Origin of the sequence: Kitasatospora sp. NPDC088779 (genome assembly GCF_040685395.1) — a bacterium.
Lineage (GTDB): Bacteria > Actinomycetota > Actinomycetes > Streptomycetales > Streptomycetaceae > Kitasatospora.
Genome location: NZ_JBFBHW010000023.1, coordinates 1 through 20,963 on the forward strand (window position 1 = coordinate 1; position 20,963 = coordinate 20,963).

Annotated in this window: 9 protein-coding genes; 1 reads left to right on the forward strand and 8 read right to left on the reverse strand. The window is 73.9% G+C overall.

The genetic code is table 11. The features are described from left to right. The 4 genes from AB0P03_RS22250 to AB0P03_RS22265 all read right to left on the reverse strand — a co-directional run. On the reverse strand, positions 1–8,759 hold an 8,759-nt coding region (locus AB0P03_RS22250; protein ID WP_363630385.1), incomplete at its 3' end, for an amino acid adenylation domain-containing protein. Positions 8,760–8,957: 198 nt separating this feature from the next. Then, positions 8,958–9,170, reverse strand: a complete 213-nt coding sequence (locus AB0P03_RS22255) for an MbtH family protein (protein ID WP_363585184.1) — start codon at positions 9,168–9,170, stop codon at positions 8,958–8,960. A gap of 61 nt (positions 9,171–9,231) precedes the next feature. After that, on the reverse strand, positions 9,232–9,360 hold the full coding sequence (locus AB0P03_RS22260; protein ID WP_363623293.1) for a hypothetical protein: 129 nt from the start codon (positions 9,358–9,360) through the stop codon (positions 9,232–9,234). Positions 9,361–9,712: 352 nt separating this feature from the next. Further along, positions 9,713–10,945: an IS256 family transposase gene (locus AB0P03_RS22265; protein ID WP_363585180.1), complete on the reverse strand. Its 1,233-nt coding sequence runs from the start codon at positions 10,943–10,945 to the stop codon at positions 9,713–9,715. 337 nt (positions 10,946–11,282) lie between these two features. Between AB0P03_RS22265 and AB0P03_RS22270 the strand changes: the two genes are divergently transcribed. Further along, positions 11,283–12,266: a helix-turn-helix transcriptional regulator gene (locus AB0P03_RS22270; protein WP_363630386.1), complete on the forward strand. Its 984-nt coding sequence runs from the start codon at positions 11,283–11,285 to the stop codon at positions 12,264–12,266. A gap of 66 nt (positions 12,267–12,332) precedes the next feature. Here AB0P03_RS22270 and AB0P03_RS22275 read toward each other — a convergent pair whose 3' ends face one another. From AB0P03_RS22275 to AB0P03_RS22290, 4 genes are all read right to left on the reverse strand, one after another. Then, entirely contained in the window at positions 12,333–14,837 is a 2,505-nt protein-coding gene (locus tag AB0P03_RS22275) for an ABC transporter permease (RefSeq protein WP_363630387.1), read from the reverse strand. Between the two features lie 56 nt (positions 14,838–14,893). Further along, on the reverse strand, positions 14,894–15,574 hold the full coding sequence (locus tag AB0P03_RS22280) for an ABC transporter ATP-binding protein (protein ID WP_363630388.1): 681 nt from the start codon (positions 15,572–15,574) through the stop codon (positions 14,894–14,896). Positions 15,575–15,576: 2 nt separating this feature from the next. Further along, entirely contained in the window at positions 15,577–16,110 is a 534-nt protein-coding gene (locus AB0P03_RS22285; RefSeq protein ID WP_363374032.1) for a PadR family transcriptional regulator, read from the reverse strand. 157 nt (positions 16,111–16,267) lie between these two features. Next, a complete protein-coding gene (locus tag AB0P03_RS22290) occupies positions 16,268–20,647 on the reverse strand; it encodes a LamG-like jellyroll fold domain-containing protein (protein ID WP_363630389.1) in 4,380 nt (1,459 codons plus the stop codon). Between the last annotated feature and the right edge of the window lie 316 nt (positions 20,648–20,963).

The window sequence follows — 20,963 nt, forward strand, 5'->3', positions numbered from 1 at the left end:
CCGGCGGGTACGGGCTGTAGTGCGGTGTCGAGGACGTACGTCCGGGTGTTGGCCAGCGGGCGGCCGATCGGCACCACGTTCGGGACCGCCGAGGCTGTCGGCATCGGGAACTGGGTCGCGCACAGTGTTGTCTCGGTCGGCCCGTACAGTGCCCGCACCGCGATGCCCGGGACGGCCTCCAGCACCCGGCGGACGGCCGGGGCGGAGACGACGTCCCCACCGGTCAGCACCTCGCGCACGCCGGTGAAGATGCCCGGGTCCTCCTCCGCGATGACGCGGAACAGCCCGGCGGTGACGTGCACGTGGGTGAGCCCGTGCGCCCGGACCAGCTCGCGGATGGCGGAGGCGTCCAGGTCGCCCTGCGGTGCGACGACCACCTGGCCGCCGGAGAGCAGCGGCGCCCACAGTTCGTAGGTCGAGGCGTCGAAGGCGTGCGGCGCGTGGAAGAGCACCCGCAGTCCGTCGGGGTGGTGCCAGCACGGGTCCGTCGCGAGCTGCACCACGTCCCGGTGGGTGATGGCGATGCCCTTGGGCACCCCGGTGGATCCGGAGGTGAACATCACGTACGCGAGCTGCTCCGGGTGGAGCCCGGCGGGCTGGGTGCGCCGCCTGCGCGGGCCGTCGAACCAGCCCTCGGTGAGCGGCAGGACGGGGCAGGGGGCGTCGGCGGCCAGCGGGTGGCCCTGGTGCGCGGGATCGACCAGGACGAGCGCCGCCCGCGTCTCGGCGGTGATCTGCCGCAGCCGCTCGGCCGGGTGCCGGTCGTCCAGCGGGACGTAGGTGCCGCCGGCCTTGGCCACCGCCAGGATCGCCGTCACCAGGTCGGCGGAGCGGTCCATCAGGAGGACCACCGGGCTGTCGGCGCCGACGCCCGACTCGGCGAGGTGGGCGGCCAAGTGTTCCGCCCGGGAGTCGAGTTCGGCGTAGCTGAGCTGTTCGGTGCCGGTGATCAGGGCGGGGGCGTCGGGGGTGGCGGCGGCCTGGGCCTCGAACAGCTGCGGCAGGGTGGCCTCGGGCACCGGTGTCGTCGGTCCGTTCCAGCCGGTGAGCAGGTGCTCGCGTTCGGCGGGGTCGAGGATCTCGATGCTGCCGATCGGGATGTCGGGGTCGGCCGCGACGGCACGCAGGACGCGCAGCAGCCGCTCGGCGAGGGCGGTGGTGGTGGCGTGGTCGAAGAGGTCGGCCGCGTACTCGACCGCCACCGACAGGCCCGCCTGGGAGCCCTGTTCGGTGAAGCGGAAGGACAGGTCGAACTTGGCCACGTCCAGCTCGAAGGGGTGGTCCGCGCAGGCCAGGTCGCCGAAGGCGGCGGGCACCGCCGGGCCGCTCTCCAGGGCGACGAGCGACTGGAAGAGGGGATGGCGGGTGGTGCGCGGGGGGTTGAGGTGTTCGACCAGGCGCTCGAAGGGGATGTCCTGGTGGTCGTAGGCGTCGAGGTCGGTGCGGCGGACGCGGTCCAGCAACTCGCGGAAGGTGGGGTCGCCGGACGTGTCGGTGCGCAGCAGCAGGGTGTTGACGAAGAAGCCGACCAGGTCGTCGAGGGCTTCGTCGGTGCGTCCGGCGACGACGGTGCCGATCGGGAGGTCGGTGCCCGCGCCGAGGCGGGTGTAGAGGGTGGCGACGGCGGCTTGCAGGGCCATGAACAGGCTGGCGTTCTGCGTGCCGGCCAACTCGGCCAGGGCGGTGTGCAGTTCGGCGCCGACCTCGAACTCGGCGGAGCCGCCCCGGTGGCTGGGCGCGGTCGGGCGTGGCCGGTCGTAGGGGAGCGCCAGCTCCTCCGGGAGGCCGGACAACGCCTGCTGCCAGTGGGCGAGTTGTTCGGTGAGCAGGGTGGTGGGTTGTTGCGGGGTGCCGAGGAGTTCGTGCTGCCAGAGCGCGTAGTCGGCGTACTGCACCGGCAGCGGCTCCCACTGCGGTGCGGCGCCGGCCAGCCGGGCCTGGTACGCGGTGGCGAGGTCGCGCAGGAGCGGGGCGACGGACCAGCCGTCGGTGGCGATGTGGTGCATCAGGACGAGCAGGACGTGCTCGTCGTGCGGGAGGGAGAACAGCGTGGCGCGGACGGGCAGGTCGTGGGCGAGGTCGAAGACCTCCCCGCCGGCCTCGGCCAGGGCGGCCCGGAGCGCCTCCTCGGTGGCCACGGGTATGGCCCGCAGGATCGACTCGGGGCCCTCGGCGATCAGTTGGTGCGGCTGGCCGTCGGTGGTCGGGAAGACGGTGCGCAGCACCTCGTGCCGGGCCACCACGTCCCGCAGCGCGCCTTCCAGCGCGGTGCGATCGAGGGTGCCGGTCAGCCGGAGGGCGACGGGGGTGTTGTAGAGCGCGCTCGGGCCCTCGAACTGCTCGATGAACCAGAGGCGTTGCTGCGCGGAGGACAGCGGGACGCGCTCCGGCCGGGTGGTGGGCCGCAGGGACGGGCGGGCCGCGCCGGAGGCGGGCAGGGCGGCGGCCAGGGCGGCCACCGTCGGGTGGTCGAAGAGCGCGCGGATCGGCAGCTCCGTGCCGAGGGCGGTGCGGACGCGGCTGACCAGCTTGGTGGCGAGCAGCGAGTGGCCGCCCAGGTCGAAGAAGCTGTCGTCGATGCCGACCGAGGCCAGTCCGAGGACCTCGGCGAAGAGCGTGCAGAGCGCCTGCTCGGTGCCGGTGCGCGGGGCCCGGCCGGCGGCGGCGCCGCTGTAGTCGGGGGCGGGCAGGGCGCGGCGGTCGACCTTGCCGTTGGGGGTGACGGGCAGCGCGTCGAGGGCGACGATCGCGGCGGGCACCATGTAGCCGGGCAGGCGGTCGGTGGCGAAGGCGCGCAGTTCGTCGGGCCGGACGGGGCCCGTGACGTAGGCGACCAGGCGCTTGTCGCCCGGCTGGTCCTGGCGGACCATGGCGACGGCCTGGCCGACGGCCGGGTGGGCGGTGAACGCGGCCTCCACCTCGCCGAGTTCGATCCGGAAGCCGCGCAGCTTGACCTGGTCGTCGGCGCGGCCGACGAACTCCAGTTCGCCCGTGGTGGTCCAGCGCACCACGTCGCCGGTGCGGTACATCCGGCCGCCGGGCTCGCCGAAGGGGCAGGCCACGAAGCGCTCGGCGGTCAGGCCGGCGCGGCCGACGTAGCCCCGGGCCAGCCCGGCGCCCGCGACGTACAGCTCACCGGCGACGCCGACGGGGACCGGGCGCAGTCCGGCGTCCAGCGCGTACACCCGGGTGTTGGGCAGTGGCCGCCCGATCGGTACGGCGGCCGGCACCTCGGCGGCGGCGGCCATCGGGTGGCGGGTCGCGAAGGTGGTCGTCTCCGTCGGCCCGTAGCCGTTCACCACCCGCAGGCCGGGGCAGTGCTCCAGCACCCGCCGGATGGCGGCCGGCGAGACGATGTCCCCGCCCGTCCACACCTCGCGCAGCCCGGCGAAGGTCTCCGGGGCCTCGGCGGCCAGCACGTTGAAGAGCCCGACCGTCATCCAGGCGGCGCCGACCCGCCCCCGGCCGATCGCGGTCGCCAGCTCGGCGACGCCGAGCCGCCCGGCCGGGGCGACCACCACGCGGCCGCCCGAGAGCAGCGGCACCCAGAGCTCGTAGGTGGAGGCGTCGAAGGCGACGGGGGAGTGCAGCAGGACGCGCTCGTGGCCGCCGCCCGCGAACGCCCCGCCGAGCGCGAGGTCGACCACGGACCGGTGGGTGACGCCGATGCCCTTGGGCACGCCGGTCGAGCCGGAGGTGTGCATCACGTACGCCAACTGGTCGGCGCTCAAGGGGAGTCCGAGGTTCCCGGCGGTCTCGTAACCCTCGGGGTCGAGTACGTCCGAGGGGTCGAGCACGTCCAGCCCGGCCAGCGCGGGGTGCGCCCGGTGGGCGGTGTCGGCCAGAGCCAGCCGGGCCCCGGAGTCCGCGAGGACGGCCCGCAGGCGCTCGGCCGGCTGCGCGCCGTCCAGCGGCACGAAGGCGCCGCCGGCCTTGAGCACGGCCAGGATCGCCACCACCAGGGCGGCCGAGCGCTCCATCAGCAGTGCGACGGGGGTCTCCGGGCGGACCCCGGCCTCGACCAGCCGCACCGCCAACCCGTTGGCCCGTGCGTTGAGTTCGGCGTAGGTCAGCTCGACGTCGCCGGCCGTGAGCGCGACCGCGTCGGGCGCCGCGGCGGCCCGCGCCTCGAACAGCTCGGGCAGCGCGGCCTCCGGCAGCGGCGCGGTGGCGCCGGTCCCGCCGGTCAGCAGCCGTTCGCGCTCTTCCTCGGTCAACACCGGGACGGTGCCGACGAGTTCGGCCGGGTCGGCGACGATCCGGTCGAGCAGGGCGAGGAAGCGGTCCAGCAGGGTGCGCGCCTCGGCGGGGGTGAAGGCGTCGGGCCGGTGGTCCAGGCGCAGTTGGAGGCCGTCGCCAGGGGTGAGGGCCAGCAGCAGCGGGTAGTGCGCGCTGTCGACGTCCTCGACCAGGGTGACGTGGGTGGCGCCGCTCGGGTCGGCCTCGTCCAGGGCGGACGGGTCCGGGTAGTTGCCGTACACCGTGACGGTGTCGAACAGGCTTCCCATTCCGGCGAGTTGCTGGATCTCGGTGAGGCTGAGGTGCTGGTGGTCCAGCAGCGCGGACTGCTCGTGCTGGAGGCGCAGCAGCAGCTGCCCCCAGCTCTCGGCCGGGTCGAGGGTGACGCGCACCGGCACGGTGTTGATGAGCAGGCCCACCATCCGCTCCACGCCCGGCAGGTCGTGCGGCCGGCCGGAGACGGTGGTGCCGAAGAGCACGTCCTCGCGCCCGGTGAGCCGGGCCAGCAGCACGCCCCAGGCGGCCTGGACGAGGGTGTTGAGGGTGACGCCGTAGCGGCGGGCGGTGCGGGCCAGCGCCTCGGTGGCCGCCGGGGTGAGGCCGGTGTGCAGGCGCAGCGGCAGCTGCGGGGCGGCGGCCGAGCGGCCGGGGGCCAGCAGGGTGGGCTCGTCGGCGCCCGCCAGGGCCTGGGCCCAGGCGGCGCGGGCGGCGGCGCCGTCGCGCCGGGTGAGCCAGCGCAGGTACTCGCGGTAGGGGGCGGCCGGGGGCATCGGCTGCTGGAAGTACAGGCCCCACAGCTCCTCGGCGAACAGCGGGGTGGACCAGCCGTCGAGCAGGATGTGGTGCGCGGCGGCGATCAGCTGGTGGCGCCCGGGGGCGAGGGTGAGCAGGGTGTAGCGCAGCAGCGGCGGCCGGGCGAGGTCGAAGCGGCGGCCGTACTCGGCGGCGGCGATCCGCGCGGCCTCGGCCCGCGGGTCGGCGTGCGCCGTCAGGTCGAGGACGGTGAAGGGCAGTTCGACGCCGTCCGGCACGGCCTGCACGGGCGGGCCGTCGGGGCGCTGGTGGAAGCCCGCCTTGAGGTTCGGGTGGCGCAGCAACAGCGCCTCGGCGGCGGCGCGCAGCCGGTCGGCGTCCACCGGGCCGGTGAGGTCGAAGGTGCAGACGGAGGTGTAGACGTCGGCGCCGTCGGCGTCGTACGCCGCGTGGAAGGCCATGCCCTGCTGGAGCGGCGAGGTGGGCCAGACGTCCACCAGGCGGGCGGGGGCGTGGTGTTCGGCGAGCCGGTCCACCTCGGACTGGCCGAGCGTGACGAGCGGGAAGTCGGAGGGGGTGTGTCCGCCCGCGTCCGGCCGGTCGGCGTGCTCGGCGAGCGCGCGCAGCGCGGTGAACCACGCCTCGGCGAGCGCGGCCACGCGCTCCTCGGCGAGCAGCCCGGTGGCGTAGGACCACTGGGCGACCAGCAGCGGGCCCTGCGGGGTGTCGACGGTGGTGGCGTCCAGGCCGAGCACCCGGCCGAGCGCGAGGCCGGTCGCGGCACCCTCGCTCATCGCCTCGGTGCCGGCGAGCACGTCCTCGGCGGTGACGCCCTCCGGCGCGAAGCGGCCCAGGTAGTTGAACTCGACCTGCGGGTCGGCGTACCCCTCCAGCACGGCGGCGGTGGCCGGGTTGAGGTGGCGCAGCAGGCCGTAGCCGATGCCGTTGTCCGGGACGGCGCGCAGCTGCTCCTTGACCCGGCCGAGGGCCCGGCCGAGCCCGGGGCCGGCCGCGGTGACCTCGGACCAGGGCAGCGCCCCGGGGGCGAGCCGGACGGGGTAGAGGGAGGTGAACCAGCCGGCGGTGCGGTGCAGGTCGACACCGTCGACGATCTCCTCGCGGCCGTGGCCCTCCGCGGTCACCAGTACGGCGCCGTCCGGACCGGTGGTCGCCTCGCCGCGCCAGTGGCCGAGGGCGAGCGCCAGCGCGGTGAGCAGCACGTCGTTGACCTGCGCGTGGTAGGCGGCCGTGACCCGGGTCAGCAGCGCCTGGGTGGTCTCGGCGGGCAGCACGAGCCGCAGGACGCCCTCGGTGGCGTAGGTGTCCCGGGCCGGGTCGAGCGGGCGCGCGCCGAGCAGCGGGTCCGGGGTGGCCAGGGCGGCCTCCCAGAGCGGGAGTTCGGCGGCCCGGCGGTCGGTCCCGGCCTCGGCGGTGAGCCGCTGGGCCCAGCGGCGGAAGGAGGTGGGCACCGGCGCCAGCGCCACGGCCCGGCCCTCGCGGACGGCGGCGAGCGCGGCGAGCAGGTCCTCCTCGACGATGCGCCAGGTGACGCCGTCCACCGCCAGGTGGTGGATCACGAGCAGGAGCTGCGGGGGCAGGCCCGGCCCGGCCTCGAACCGGACGGCCTGGAGCATCCGGCCGTCCTCGGGCGAGAGGCGCTCGCGGGCGGCCTCGGTCTCGGCGCGCAGCGCCTCCTCGGTGGCCGGGCCCGCGACGTGCCGCAGCGCGGCCTCGGCGGGGACGGCGCCGGGGGCGGGGACGTGCAGCGTCCAGGGGCGCTCGGCGAGCGGGGAGGTGCGGGCGCGGAAGACGTCGTGGTGGTCGAGCAGCGCCTGGAGGGCCGTGGCCACGTGCTCGGGCCCGCTCCCGGCGGGGAGGGTGAGCAGGGTGGACTGGTAGAAGCTCTCGACGGCGCCGTGCTGCGCGGCCAGCCAGTGCACGATGGGCGTCGGCGGCACCTCGCCGAGGCCGGCCCCGGCGGGTTCGGCGACGACCGGCCCCTCCAGCGGTCGGGCGATCCGGGCCAGTGCCTCGACGGTCGGCGAGAGGAACACCTCGCGGGGGGTGAGCTGCAGCCCGGCGTGCCGGGCCCGGGAGACGAGCCGGATGGCCACGATGGAGTCCCCGCCGAGCTCGAAGAAGGAGTCCGTGACGCCCACCGCGGGCAGGCCCAGCACCTCGGCGAAGAGGCGGGCGAGGGCGTGCTCCAGCTCCCCGGCGGGGGCCCGGCCGCCCTCCTCGGCGGCGGCGAAGACCGGCGCGGGCAGGGCGCGCTTGTCCACCTTGCCGTTGGGCGTGAGCGGCAGCCGGTCGAGCACCACGACGGTGGGCACCATGTGGTCGGGCAGCCGCTCGGCGCAGTACGCGCGCAGCTCGGCCGGGTCGGCGGCGCCGACGGTGTAGCCGACCAGGCGGCGCTCGCCCGGGCGGTCCTCGCGGACCAGCACCACGGCCTGGCGCACCTCGGGGTGGGCGGAGAGGGCCTGCTCGACCTCGCCGAGCTCCACCCGGAAGCCGCGGATCTTCACCTGGTCGTCGGCCCGGCCGACGAAGTCCAGCTGTCCGTCCGGCCGGTGGCTGCCGAGGTCGCCGGTGCGGTACATCCGGTCGCCGGGCTCGCCGAAGGGGCAGGCGACGAAGCGCTCGGCGGTCAGGCCGGGGCGCCCGAGGTAGCCCCGGGCCAGGTGCGGGCCGGAGACGTACAGCTCGCCCACGGTGCCCGGCTCGACCGGGCGCAGCCGCTCGTCCAGTACGTGGATGCGCACGTCCTGGCAGGGGTGGCCGATCGGGGGCTGCTCCTCGCCGGTGAGCGGCTCGCTCATGGTGACGATGACGGTGGTCTCGGTCGGCCCGTAGCTGTTGAGCATCAGGCGGTCGCGGCCGCAGCGGGCGGCCAGTTCGCGCGGGATGGCCTCGCCGCCGCCGATCAGGGTGCGCAGGGAGGGCAGCGGCACGTCCGGCAGGGTGGCCGCCATCGCGGTGGCGATGTCGGCGTGGGTGACGCCGTACTGCTCGATCAGCGCGGCCAGCGGCTCGCCGACCAGCTGGCTCTGCTCGCGGGGGAGCACCAGGGCGGCGCCGGTGGAGAGCGCCACGGCCAGGTCGGAGACGGAGACGTCGAAGCTGAGCGAGGCGGCCTGGAGCACCCGGCTGCCGGGGCCGACCCCGGTGGCGGCGACCTGCGTGTCGATCATGCTGGGCAGCCCGGTGTGGGTGACGGCCACGCCCTTGGGCACTCCGGTGGAGCCGGAGGTGTAGATCACGTACGCGGTGTTCCCGGCGCTCAGCGGCCGCACCCGCTCGGCGGCCGTGAAGGGGGTGCCGGGCCGGGCGGCCAGCTCGGCGAGGTGCCCGGGGGAGTCGAGCAGCAGCCGGGGGGCGCCGGTCTCGGGCAGCTGGGCGGCGGCCTCGGCGGTGGTGAGCACCAGGGCGGCGCGGGAGTCGGTCAGCATGTGGCGCAGCCGCTCGGCGGGGTAGGCCGGGTCGGCGGGCAGCCAGGCGGCGCCGGTCTTGGCCACGGCGAGGATCGCGGCGACGGCCTCGGGGGACTTCGGCAGGGCGAGCGCGACGATGTCCTCGGTGCCCAGGCCGCGGGCCGCGAGCACCCGGGCCAGCCGGTTGGCGCGGGCGTCCAGCTCGGCGTACGTGAGGGTGGTGCCCTCGGCGTACAGGGCGGGGGCCTGCGGGGTGCGGGACGTCTGGGCGTCGACCAGCGCGGTCAGGGTCGGCCGCCGGTCGGCTCTGTGCGTCTGCTGGACCCCGGACATGTGACTCTCTCCCTCGTACGGCTGGCCCCCGCGGTGGCGGGAACGGCTTGCTCGGCGACCTTCGGGGCGGTCGGCCCGGGCGGTCTATGGAGCGGCGGTGCGGTGGCGTGGTGGCGCGGTTCTGGCGGTGGCGTGGTGGCGCGGTTCTGGCAGTTCCGGCTGTTCTGGTGGTGCGGCTTCAGCGCTGGGCTGTCGCGGTCAGTGGCCGGACTGCTGGGCGAGCAGGCTCTTCGGCCGCAGGTCCTGCCAGTGCTGTTCGACGTAGTCGAGGCAGTCCTGCCGCCCGGCGGCGCCGAAGACCTGCTGCCAGCCGTCGGGCACCGGGCTGAAGACCGGCCACAGCGAGTGCTGGCCCTCGTCGTTCACCAGGACGAGGTAGCTGGCGTCGGGGTCCTCGAACGGGTTCGCCATCGTCGGTTTCCTCTTTGTTCGGAGAAATTTCGGGGAGGGGGGAATTACGCCGGAGCGCGGCTCACGGACCCCAGCCGGAGTCGGCGTTGGGCGCCGAGACGGGGGTGGCGGCGGCCAGGGGTGAGGACGGGTCGGCGCTGCTCTGGACGCCCAGTCCGGCGACCAGCAGAACGGCGAGAATCCCGAGCATATGGTGAATGCGAACGGCAAGATTCTTCATCGTTAATTCCTTTTTCCGAGGGGGCGGTCGGCCCTCTTCGCTCGGAAATTCATCCTGCCGAGGCTCAAACGGGGGTGGAAGCTCTGGCCATGATCGGGAACACGCATTGCGGGAACCGGAAGCTCGAACAGATCATGTCAAAAACAGACAGATCTGATCCAAAGAGTGCCTGGCACTGTCAGATCAGTGGTGGGAACAGGTCACTGGCGAGGGTTTCGGTCAACCGCGCCCCCGCGGCGAGGGCGGCCCCGGCCCCCGGAAGCCGCCGAAGCCGCCGCGGGCGCGGGGGTTACGGAGCGTCAGGACAAAGGTTAACGGAACGTCAGAAGTGGGAGCCCCGGCGCAGTTCCTCGCGGACGGCGGGCCAGTCACCGGTCCACGTCCGCCCCGCCGAGGCGGGTGACTCCAGGGCGATCGTCGCCAGGTAGGCGCGCTTGAGCGCGGCCCGCTCGTCCTGCACCCGGCCCGAGGCCTGCTCGATCCGGCGCAGCCGGGCGTGCAGCCGCTCCAGCGCGCCCCCGCCCGCGAGCAGACGCCGCGCCTCGGGGCCGAAGCGGAAGCCCGCGGCGAGCAGCGGCCAGGCCGACCGCCACACCCGGAACACCTCGCGGTGGCCCGGACCCCACTCCCGCTCGGCCCGGGACAGCCGCGCCATCGCCGCCCGCTCGGTGGGCGCGGCACAGATCTCGCGCAGCGTCCGTGCGAGCGCACCCCAGTCCTCGCCGGGCGCGTGCCGCAGCGCGGCGGGCAGCAGGTGGGCCATCGAGCCGTGCACCAGGGTGCGCGGCCACCGCGCCGCCACCGCCTCGGCCAGGCCCCCGCCGGTGTCGCCGACCAGCACCCAGACCTCGCGCACCCCGCGCTCGGTGAGCTCGGCCAGCACCTGCGGCCAGTGCTCCCCGTCCGTGGCCGGCCACAGGCCCAGGACCTCGCGCCCGCCGTCGGCGGAGATCCCGAGCGCCAGGTGCACCAGCGGGCCGCCCGAGCGGCCGCTGCGCACCGCGTCGAGGAAGACCACCGGGTAGACGGGGTCGAGCGGGCACCGGCGCCGCTCGTCGAGTTCGTCGAGCACCTGGTCGGTGATGGCGGAGACGGTCTCCCGGCTGAGCTCCACGCCGTACACCTCGGCCAGGTGCGCCACCAGCTCGCCGGAGCTGAGGCCGCGCGCGGTGAGCGAGATGACCAGCCGGTCGAGGCCGGGCAGCCGGCGGGCCCGGGGGCGGACGGCCCGGGGGGTGAAGCTGCCCTGGCGGTCCCGGGGCACCCGCACCTCGACCGGGCCGACCTCGGTGAGCAGCCGTCTGGCCCGGGCGCCGTTGCGGACGTTGGCGCCGGGTTCGGCCCCGCGCAGGTGCTCCTGGAGTTCGAGCTCCAGGGCGTGCTCGATCAGCTGCTTGGCGAGCGTCTGGAACAGCCCGCCGTCGCCCAGCAGCCGGATCGCGCCGGAGCCGACCTGCTCGGCGGCGGCCTCCGCCAACTGCCGTACCAGCCGCTGGTCCACCAGCTCGGCCAGGTCCACGGGCGGGACCGCCGGGCCGGGATCAGCTCGCAACAAGGGGTGCCCTCCGTCTGTCGGCCGTTCGTCCGCCGGCCGTCCGCCCCGGCCGCCCTGACGGGGCGACGGGCGCGAGACGGCGGCCATCCGCCTGTCACCGCGGCCGGGTGCGCTCGGGTCCGCCACTGCCGCGGTCGGCTCCCCCGCCTCCGGGCGCGCTCGGCTTCGCCGTCGACCGCTGATTTCCGCGCCACTTGGGCGTACACTCACGGCAGTCAGAGCCCGGGGGGACGGCTTCCGAACGACAGGTGATTTCCATCCTGCCATTTCAGATGCCTTGCGGTGGCCGGTACGGGCATTCGTGAAACCGCAATGCCGAAGCCGGAAGGATGCCCAGATGTGCCTATCCCAGGACAACAGCGCGGGAATGGGGACACCGCAGCTCTGTGACCGGGGGATCGAGTTCTACCGGGTGGCGCTGGCCGAGGGCTGCGCCACCGGAGACGCCCCCGAGTGCCTGCTCGCGATGGGCCTGCTGCGCTCCGTACCCGGCTCCGGCGAGCGGCTGACCCCCGTCCCGCCCGACATCGCGGCCACCGGCCTGACCCGGCCGCTCGAACTCGCCGTGCTGGGCCACCAGGAGCGGCTCGCCGAACTGCGCACCGCCTTCACCGCCGCCGACCGCGCCTACCAGGACGTCATGCGCCGGGCCCAGCTGCCGGTCCGCCTCCTGACGGGCGAGGAGATCAACCCCGCGCTGGAGAAGGCCGTCGCCGCCTGCACCGAGGAGCTGCGCACCGCCCAGCCCGGCGGCGGCCGCAGCCCCGAGCACCTCGCGGACGCCCTCCCGCGCGACCTCGCCCTCGCCGGGCGCGGCGTGCGCCAGCGCACCCTCTACCAGCACACCGTGCGCTCGCACGGCCCGACGCTGGCCTACATCGAGCAGGTCACGGCCCAGGGCGCCCGGATACGCACCCTGAACGAGGTGTTCGACCGGGTGATCATCTGCGACCGCTCCACGGCCTTCGTCCCGGCCGCGGCCGACCGCGAGGCCGCCGCGATGCTCATCCAGTTCCCGCCGCTGGTCGAGTACCTGCTCAAGATCTACGAGCTGATGTGGGAACGCGCCGAGCCGGTCACCTACCTGGAGGGCCGCCACCGCCCCCAGCTGCTCACCGACCGCACCCGCCAGAACGTCCTGCGCCTGATGGTCAACGGCTACACCGACGAGGCCATCGCCTCCCGCCTCGGCATGAGCACCCGTACGGTCTCCAGCCACATCCAGAAGGCCAGCGAACTCCTCGGCAGCCGCAGCCGCGGCCACCTCGGCTACATCATCGCCCGCGAGGGCGTCCTGGACGAACCCCTCGACGACCTGTGACCGGCACCGGCACCGGCACCGGGGGCCGTCGCCGTCGCTCGGCGGGACGGCCCCCGGCGGCCGGTGCTACTCGTAGCGCAGTTCGGCCGGCCGCATCAGGCGCAGGAGCTGCGGCAGGCCGAGCGCGGTCGTGAGGAGGACGGCGCTGGCGGCGATCGCGGACATGGCCAGCATGGAGCCCCAGTCGAGGGCGAAGGGCAGGCCCGCCGTGTACTGGAGGACGGCTCCCATCAGCAGGCCGCCGACGGCGGCCAGCAGCATACCCAGGGCCATCGGGACGAGGGTCTGCCACAGCACCGACAGGCCCAGGATCCGGCGGCGGGTGCCGACGGCGTTCAGCACGCCGAGGATGCGGCGCTGCTCCCGGAAGCGCTCCAGCTGGCCGACCAGCAGGCTGAGGGCGACCAGCAGCAGGGTGACGGCGGAGCCGGCGGTGAGCAGGCGTTTGACGGCGAGGTAGGTCGGGTCGACGGCGCGGTCGAGCGGGGACCCGGCGAGGCCCTGCGGGTCGATCGCCATGACGTCGGTCGCGAGTTGCTCCTTCGGGTCCGGCAGCCCGGGGGCCATCGCGACCAGGACGGTCGCGGGCTGGCCGCGCAGTGCGGCGGCCGGGACGGCGCCCGGGGTGAGGAGCAGCAGGCCGGAGCCGATCCGCCCGTTGGGGTCGGCGCCTTCGACGGGCTCGACGGTGGCCGTCACGGCGGGCAGCGGCCAGGACGGCGGCTCGCCGTCACCGCGGAAGAAGGCGGCGTGGACGGTCGTGCCGGGCTTGGCCGTGGCGGCGGCGTCCGCGCCGGTGTTCGGACCGGTGTTCGTGCCGGCGTTCGTGCCGACGTCCGTGCCCGCGCTCGTGCCGCCGCTCGTGCCGACGTCCGTGCCGGCGTCCGGTCGGGTGGTCCGGCCCTGGACGGCGAAGGCGTCACCGTCCTTGCAGTCGGGCAGGGTCGCGAAGCCGCGCAGCACGGCGCAGTCGGCGATCCGGACGGCGGGCAGGTCCCAGAGCTTGGCGGTGGGGGTCTCCAGGGCGAACTCGGTGTAGGCGGCGGTGGCCCGCACCCCGGGAGAGCGCGCCAGCGAGTCGGCGAGCCGGTCGGCCTGCGGGCCGCCGCCGGGGAAGGACACCGACTGCTGGTACGGCCCGACCGCGGCGCGGGGGCCGGGGCGGTCCTCGTAGCTCGCGCTGACACCGAGGAAGAGCGTCTGCAGGGCGATCGCCCCGGCGACGGCGACGACCACGCCGCTGACCGCGGCCGAGGCGGGGCCCGAGCTCAACTGGAGCCTTCGGATGGCGAGTTGCCAGGACACGCCGCCGCCGGAGCGCCGGGTGGCGGCCTCCACCAGCCAGGGCAGCAGGGTGCAGACGCCCACCAGTATCAGCAGCACGCCGAACGCGACCAGAAGCGAACCACGGGTGTCCTGAACGGAGTTGAAGACGGCGGTGCGCCCCATCCCGGACGGGTTGTACTGCGTGGGCAGTGCCAGCGCGAGCGCCGTCAGGGCGAGGCCGGCCAGCGGCAGCGCCAGCCGCCATCCGATCCGGCGCCGGCCGGGGCCGGAGCGGCGGACCACGCCGAGCGGGTCGACGGTGACCCGGCGCATCGCGAGCAGGCTCACGCCGATGCCGAGGAGCGGCACGACCACGGCGATCGCGGCGGCGATGGCGGGGTGCGGCGCGATGTCCTCGGGGTAGAAGCTGAAGCCCGCGAGCCGCAGGTGGCCGGTCAGCCGCCGGCCGAGCAGGAACAGCGCCGCGCCCGCGACCAGGCCCAGCACCGCGCCGACCAGGGACTCCCCGGCGGCGAGCCGGGCGGTCATCCGGCGGTCCGCGCCGACCAGGCGCAGCGCGGCGAGCCTGCGGTCGCGCCGTTCGCCGCCGAAGCGGGCGGCGGCGGCGAGGAAGACGCCGACCGGGGCCAGCATCACGGTCAGGCCGACCGCGTTGAGCAGGATCAGCCGGGGGTCCATCGGCTTGGGCGGCGAGAAGTGGCCGTACGAGGTGATGCGGGAGGCTCCGGCGTCCCGCGAGAGCCGGTCGCTGCCGAGCAGGTAGCCGGCCTGGCCGGGGCCGAGCAGGCCGTCCGGGCCGATGCCGCCGACCACCGGGTAGGGGAGGCGGTCGCGCAGCAGCTGGTTGGCCGGGTCCTTCAGGAGCTCGGCCAGGGCGGGCGAGACGACCATCCGCCCCGGCGGCGGGTACGCGGCCACTCCGGGCGGGAGCGCCGCGTCCGGGCCCTCGGGCTGGACGACCCGTCCGCGGATCGCGGTGCCCCGGAAGGTGGTGTCGGCGGTGGCGATGAGGACCGTCCGGTCGCCGGGCGTGGGCAGGTCCTCGTCGCGGAAGGTGTCGTTCTGCACGTACAGGCGCTCGTTGCGGTGCTGGACGATGCCGGGGAAGGAGGCGGTGAACAGCAGCAGCGCCACCCCCAGGCCGACGCCGCAGGCGGTGAGCAGCAGCCGCCCCCAGCCGTCCCGTCCGTTGGTGAGGGCCAGCCGCACGCCGAGGCCGAGCTGGTCCAGGAACGGCGAGCGGACCCGGTCGGCGGCGGGGATGTTCGCGTCGGGGCTGCTCACGCCGGGGCTACTGGTGTCGGGGCTGCTCACGCCGGGGCCGTTCGTGGTGGAACTGCTCATATCGCGCCCGCCAGGTCGCGGGTGCGGCCGTCGCGGACGACGATCTCGCGGTCGGCGTAGGCGGCGACCCTGACCTCGTGGGTGACCAGGACGACGGCGGCGCCGCTCTCCCGGGCGGCCTGGGTGAGCAGCTTCATCACCCGCTCGCCGTTGAGGGAGTCGAGCGCGCCGGTCGGCTCGTCGGCGAAGACCGCCTTGGGCCCGGTGATCAGGGCCCGGGCGGCGCCGACTCGCTGCCCCTGGCCGCCGGAGACCTCGCCGGGGCGCTTGGCGGCCACGTCGTCGACCTCCAGGCGCTCCAGCCATTCGCGGGCCCGGGCCTCGGCGGCCCGGCGGCGCAGTCCGTTGAGGCGCAGCGGGAGCGCGACGTTCTCCAGGCAGGAGAGTTCCGGGACGAGCTGGCCGAACTGGAACAGGAAGCCGAACTCGGTGCGCCGCAGGGCGCTCAGCTCGGCGTCGGAACAGGCGGTGAGGTCGCGATCCCGGTAGCGGAGGCGACCGCTGTCGGGTCGGGTGATCCCGGCGAGGCAGTGCAGCAGGGTGGACTTGCCGGAGCCCGACGAGCCCATCACGGCGACGAGTTCGCCGGCCGCGACGGTGAGCGAGGCCCCGCCGAGCGCCGGGGTGAGCCCGAAGTTCTTGTGCAGGTCGTGGGCGGCGAGCAGGGGTTCGGACATGGTCAACGCTGGGACTCCGTGATGCGGGCGGCGAGTTCGTCCAGGCGGGCGGCGGTGAGCTCCAGCCAGCGCAGGTCGGCTTCCAGGTGGAACAGGGCGTGGTCGCAGATCAGCTGGTCGGTGAGGTCACCGGTGAGCTTGCGGCGGGTCAGCTCCCGCATCTCCTTGAGGTGTTCGGCCCGCTGCGCGTCCAGGACGTCGGCGCCGGAGCGGCCGGTCAGGAGGGCGAGCACGACCTTCTGGTAGAGCGTGCTCTGCAGGTACGGCTGCGGGCTCTCCGGGTGCGCGAGCCAGTTGGCGAGGTCGGTGACCCCGGCGTCGGTGATCGCGTACCGCTTGCGCTCCGGGCCGTCGCCGGCCTCGACGCCGTCGACCACCACCAGCCCGTTCTTCAGCAGCCGGGAGAGCGTCGCGTACACCTGCCCGTAGTGCAGGCCGCGGTCGCGCCCGAAGTGCTCGTCATGGAGGCGTTTGATGTCGTATCCGTGGCGGGGCTGGGTCTCCAGCAGGCCGAGGAACAGCTGTCCGAGTGACATGCTCCGGGACTATACAGGCCATGTATACACACAGGTGTATAGCGGGCCCCCTCGGGTCCGGCCGCCGGCGCCGACACGGCCGCGGCCTCCCCGAGCAGGACTCGGGGAGGCCGGAGCGGTTCGGTGCCCGGGTCAGTTCAGACCGTGGGCCTGGCGGTCAGGACGCCTGGGCGCGCACCAGCCAACGCTGGTTGGCATTGGCGGTGCAGGACCAGACCCCGAGCGCGGTGCCGTTCGCGTCGGCCCAACCGGGCAGTTCGAGGCACTTGTCGGAGATCGGGTTGTAGAGCGTGCCGTCGTAGCGACGGACCCAGGTCTGCGCGTCATCGGCGGCGCAGGTCTGGAAGGACACCTTGGTGCCGTTGCCGGCCGGCTTGTCGTTGGTGGTGATGCACCGGTCGGTGCCGGAGACCTTGAACTTGTTGTCGGTGGTCAGGGTGAAGTGCTGGGCGTTGCCGTTGTAGCAGTTGTAGAAGGCGACCGCCGTGCCGACGGAACCGCCCCAACTGTCGATGCACCTGCCGGGGTTGTAGGCGCTCTGGATCTGGACGCTGGAGCTGGCCGTGGCGAGCGAGTTGGCCTGCTGGTCGGTGAACGCGTACGGGTAGATCCGGACGTCGCTGACCGCGCCGTTCACGCGGCCGTCAGGCCCGGGGTACCGGGCGGTGGTCTCCCCGCCGATGTTCAGACTGCCGTTGGCCTTCCAGCCCGCAGGGACCTTCGCGCTTCCGGCCGCTCGGCCGTTGACGTACAGCGTCGCGGTCTGGGTGTCCGAGTTGAACGTCCCGGCGAGGTGGGTCCAGACGCCGATCTGGGGTTGCTCGGAGTCGACGGCCGCGTAGTACGTGGTGGGGCGGAGCTGGTCCGACGAGGGCAGGTTGAAGGCCCACTTGCCGTACGTCGCCGAGTACTGCAGGTAGAACGGACTGCGCTCGTTGCCGGTCAGGGAGACGGCGGTCTGGTAACCGTTGGTGTTGTTGACCTTGACCCAGGCGGCGACGGTGTAGCTCTGGCCGGTGTCGATGTTGGCCTGGTTGGTGCTGCGGTAGAGGGTGTTGCCGTCGAGGACGGTCGCCTTGCCCGCGGCGCCGTTGTGGTCGGTGGTGCGGGCGAACGTGCTCGGGTAGAGCGCGTTGGCGGCGTTGCTGTCGACGGCGGAGGTGCCGTCGAGTGCCCACCAGAGCGGGTTCACGGAGGTGTCCGCGGCCTGGGTCGGTCCGGCCTGCCAGGTGAAGGCGGCGTTGGGGCTGCCGGGGTTGGTGGGCGCGCCCCACCAGATGTCGATCTGGCCGTTGCCGCGCTTGCCCCAGAGACCGGCCGCGCCGTTGCCGGTGAGGTCCCCGTCCGAGCCGAGCGTCGGCCAGGTGTCCGGGGAGACGGAGCCGATCGTGACCGGGCTGGAGATCTGGGTCAGCGTCGGGAGGACGGTGGTGTTCCCGCTGCTGTCCAGTACGGGCCTGCCGTTGCGGTCGGTGGACACCACTGTCCCGGTGGTGAAGGTGTAGGCGAGCAGAGCGCCCTTGCCGCCGTCTGCGGCTGCCTCCAGGTTCCGGGCCCACAAGCCTGGGTGGCCCTGCTTGGCCCAGTCGCCGGGGGCGATGAGCTCCTTGTCCTTCCACCCGGAGGCGGCGAGCCGGACGGGCTTGCCGAGGGTCTGGCGGTCGGTTGCGGGGTAGTACCAGAGGGCGGCGTCGGCGCCGTTGGCGGTGCTCTCGACGGTGAGCAGGCCGCTCTTGTTCTTGAACTGCAGCTTGTAGTCGAGGTCCGTGTTCGCCGGGTCGCCGAGTGCGGCCACACGGAGGGTGGTGGACCAGTCGGTGGCGTTGTATCCGGTGGCGGTGAGCCAGGAGCAGTCCTCGCTGGCCGTCGTGACGCACTTCGGCTTCGGGAGGACCGACCTCGCGTCGACCCGGCCGTAGTAGCCGGTGTTGCCCGGATTCCCGTAGAGGTAGAGGTCCTTGTCACCGGGGGCGTGGGCGACGATGTCGTCGATGTTGTTGCCGCCGGTCAGCGTGCCGCGGTGGGCGAACTGGATGTCGGCCCAGCCCCGTCCGGTGGGTGAGTCGTCGCGCTTGGCGACGAGGGAGACGGCAGGGCTCTTGGCGAGCGGGTTGCCGGCCACGGCGTAGGCGCGCAGGTCGCCCGACTGGTCGGGGGTGACGATGTCGGGCGCACCGTCACCGGTGACGTCGCCGAAGACCGGCGGCGGGCCGTCCGGGTTCCACGGGACGTAGAACGCGTACTGGGCCACCGGCGAGACGTTGCGGGCGTTGTCCATCACCTGGAGGTACACGATGTTGGTGCCCCAGCGGCCCGGCAGGACGCTGACGCCGCCCTGCGGGAGGGCGGATCCGCACTGCCACTGGGCGCCGGAGAGCTGCGGGTCCCAGGACCACCGGGCGCACGTGACACCCGACGGCGTGCCGCCGTTGGGGGCGGTGTCGGCGGCGGTGAAGGGGACGATGCCCCACTCCCAGGCCTTCTTCCTGGTCACCTGTCCGTTGCCGGACGGCGGGAAGTGGTCGGCGAGCGAGCTCTCGGGAAGAGCGGTGTAGACGTCGGGGACGGACAGGCTCGGGGGAGTCAGGTCGACCCCGAAGCGGCATGCGGGGGCGTATCCCGACGAGGTGAAGTCGTCGGTGGCGAAGGAGCCCCAGCCGTAGACGTGCCCGTCCTTGATCACGTCGGAGCGCACCTGGAAGGCGGCGTTGCCTCCGTTGCCGACCAGACCCGATTTCCCGGAGTCGACCTCGGGCGCGCCCGGGAGGTTGTAGTCCCAGATCTTCGACCACGAGTAGAGCGAGTTCTGGACCGGGCTGTGCACGGTGGCGTTCAGGGACACCGCGCCGTTGAAGTTGCTGCCCGCGCCGAGCCAGCCGACCGAGGAACCGTCGCAGCCCTGGTTCTCGGCCCACGGCGACGCCGTGCCCGACGGCGGCCAGACGTAGGTGTTGGTCGGGGTGTCCGGTGCGCGGTCGTACTCGACGACCACCACCGGGTTGTACGTCAGGCGCTTGAAGGCCATCTTGTTGGACTCGTCGCCGGCGAACACGCCGAAGGTCAGGTTGTCGTGGGTGGCGGCGCGTTCCCGGTAGACGGAGGTGACGTCGTACTGGAACTCGCGGTTGTCGTAGCAGCCGCTGCCGCCGGAGCCGGCGACGTCGGCGCGGCCGAGTCGGCCGCCCACCACGGCGGGCGGGTTGTTCCAGGTGGTCTGGTTGTCGATCGGCCCGGTGAAGTAGAGGTCCACCGGATAGGTGTTGGTGCAGGAGAAGTCCGAGGACTCGTACTCCCAGACCGACATGGTGGCCTTGTTGATGACCGTGCCGCCGAATCCGCGGGTGTCGATCTGGAAGTAGGACCGCTCGATTCCCTTGTCGACCTGGTACCCCTGGTACCCGACGCCGGGACGGGCGTACTGGCCGTCGGAGGCGGTGGTCTGCCCGTAGCGGGGCGTCTTCGGGTACGCCTGCTGGGTCCAGGTCCAGGCGTTGCCACTGCGGGAGTCGTAGATCCACCCGGGATCGATGAACCAGGGGCCCTGGCCCTTGCCGAGCACCGAGGCGTCGGTGGTCAGCTCGACGGCGTCGCCGGAGGCCGTGGTGGGCATGGTCGCGACCCTGGCGCCCGTACCGGGCCCGTCCGCGCTACTGGGCTTGTCCGACTTGGCGGGAACACCGGCCTGGGCCGCGCCGTCGCCGTCGGCCGGGGCGGCCTGCGCGGCCGCGGCGGCCTTGCCGGCAGTGGCTGCGGGGACGGTGCCGGCCGCGCCGCCTGAGCTGTCCCACATCCGAGGGGCTGGGGCGTGCCAGCGGACCTTGCCGTCCTTGCCGGTGGCGGTGAGGTTGTTGGACCCGTCGTCCTTGACGGTGACGCCCTGACCGGTGGTACCGAAGCGGATCTTCTTCAGCTGCGGGTTGTTGGCGGCTTCGGCGGTCTTGACGATCAGGACGGTGCTGAGGCCGCCGAACTTGTCGGCGGTGGCCTTCAGGTCGATGCCGGGGGCGACGTCGGGGTAGACCAGGCCGTCGCCGTCGTCGTCGAGGGCCGGCTTGGTCAGCGGGAACGGCGAGTCGATGACGAGCTTCTCGCCGTCCGGGCTGGTCAGCGTGCCGAGGGGGCCGCTGCCGCCACCGGACAGGTGGACTCCGGAGGAAGCGGTCCGAGGGCGGTAGCCGCCCGCCGGGTCGGCGACGAGCTTGGCGTCCAGCGCGGCCCAGACGCCGTCCTGCCGCCTGACGCGTTGCTGGTCGGCGTGCTGGGAACGGGAGAGGTGGCCCGCGGGAGTGGCGACCGTTTCGCTGTACTCGTCCGTCAGTTCGGGTACGGGGACGGGCTTGCCGGTGGACTTGGCCTGGGCGATCGCCCGGTCGGCGGCCGCAGCCGGAGGCTTCTCCTTGGTCTGCCTGGCGTCTGCGGCGGCCATGGCCGTCAGCACGTCCGGGGGAAGCGTTCCGGGTGTGGTGGTAGGCGTGGTGGGCACCGGGGCGGCGAACGCGACGGGTGCCACCGAGGTCAGGGCCAGGACGAGGCCCACGGCCGCGGCGGATGCGCGCGCGGACGGGGTCCGTGGACGAAGGCGTGTGCAGGAGCGGGCGCCGGGCGGAGCAGCGGGCATGTGGTGAGGTTCCCCCCTCGGTACGACAATCGGGTCCGCCCCCTGGCCGATGGGTAAAGGCGCGGGCAGGGGGCGCCAGCAAGATCGCGCAATGGCAAACTGATGGTCAACTCATTTAGGTGTTCGACTGTCTGGTTTGGGGGTGGGCGAACCGCTTTGGTTCCCCTGTGACATGAATCACCACATGTCTTGATCGGTCGACTCCTCGACCCGGGGCCGCATTACCCCCTACTGT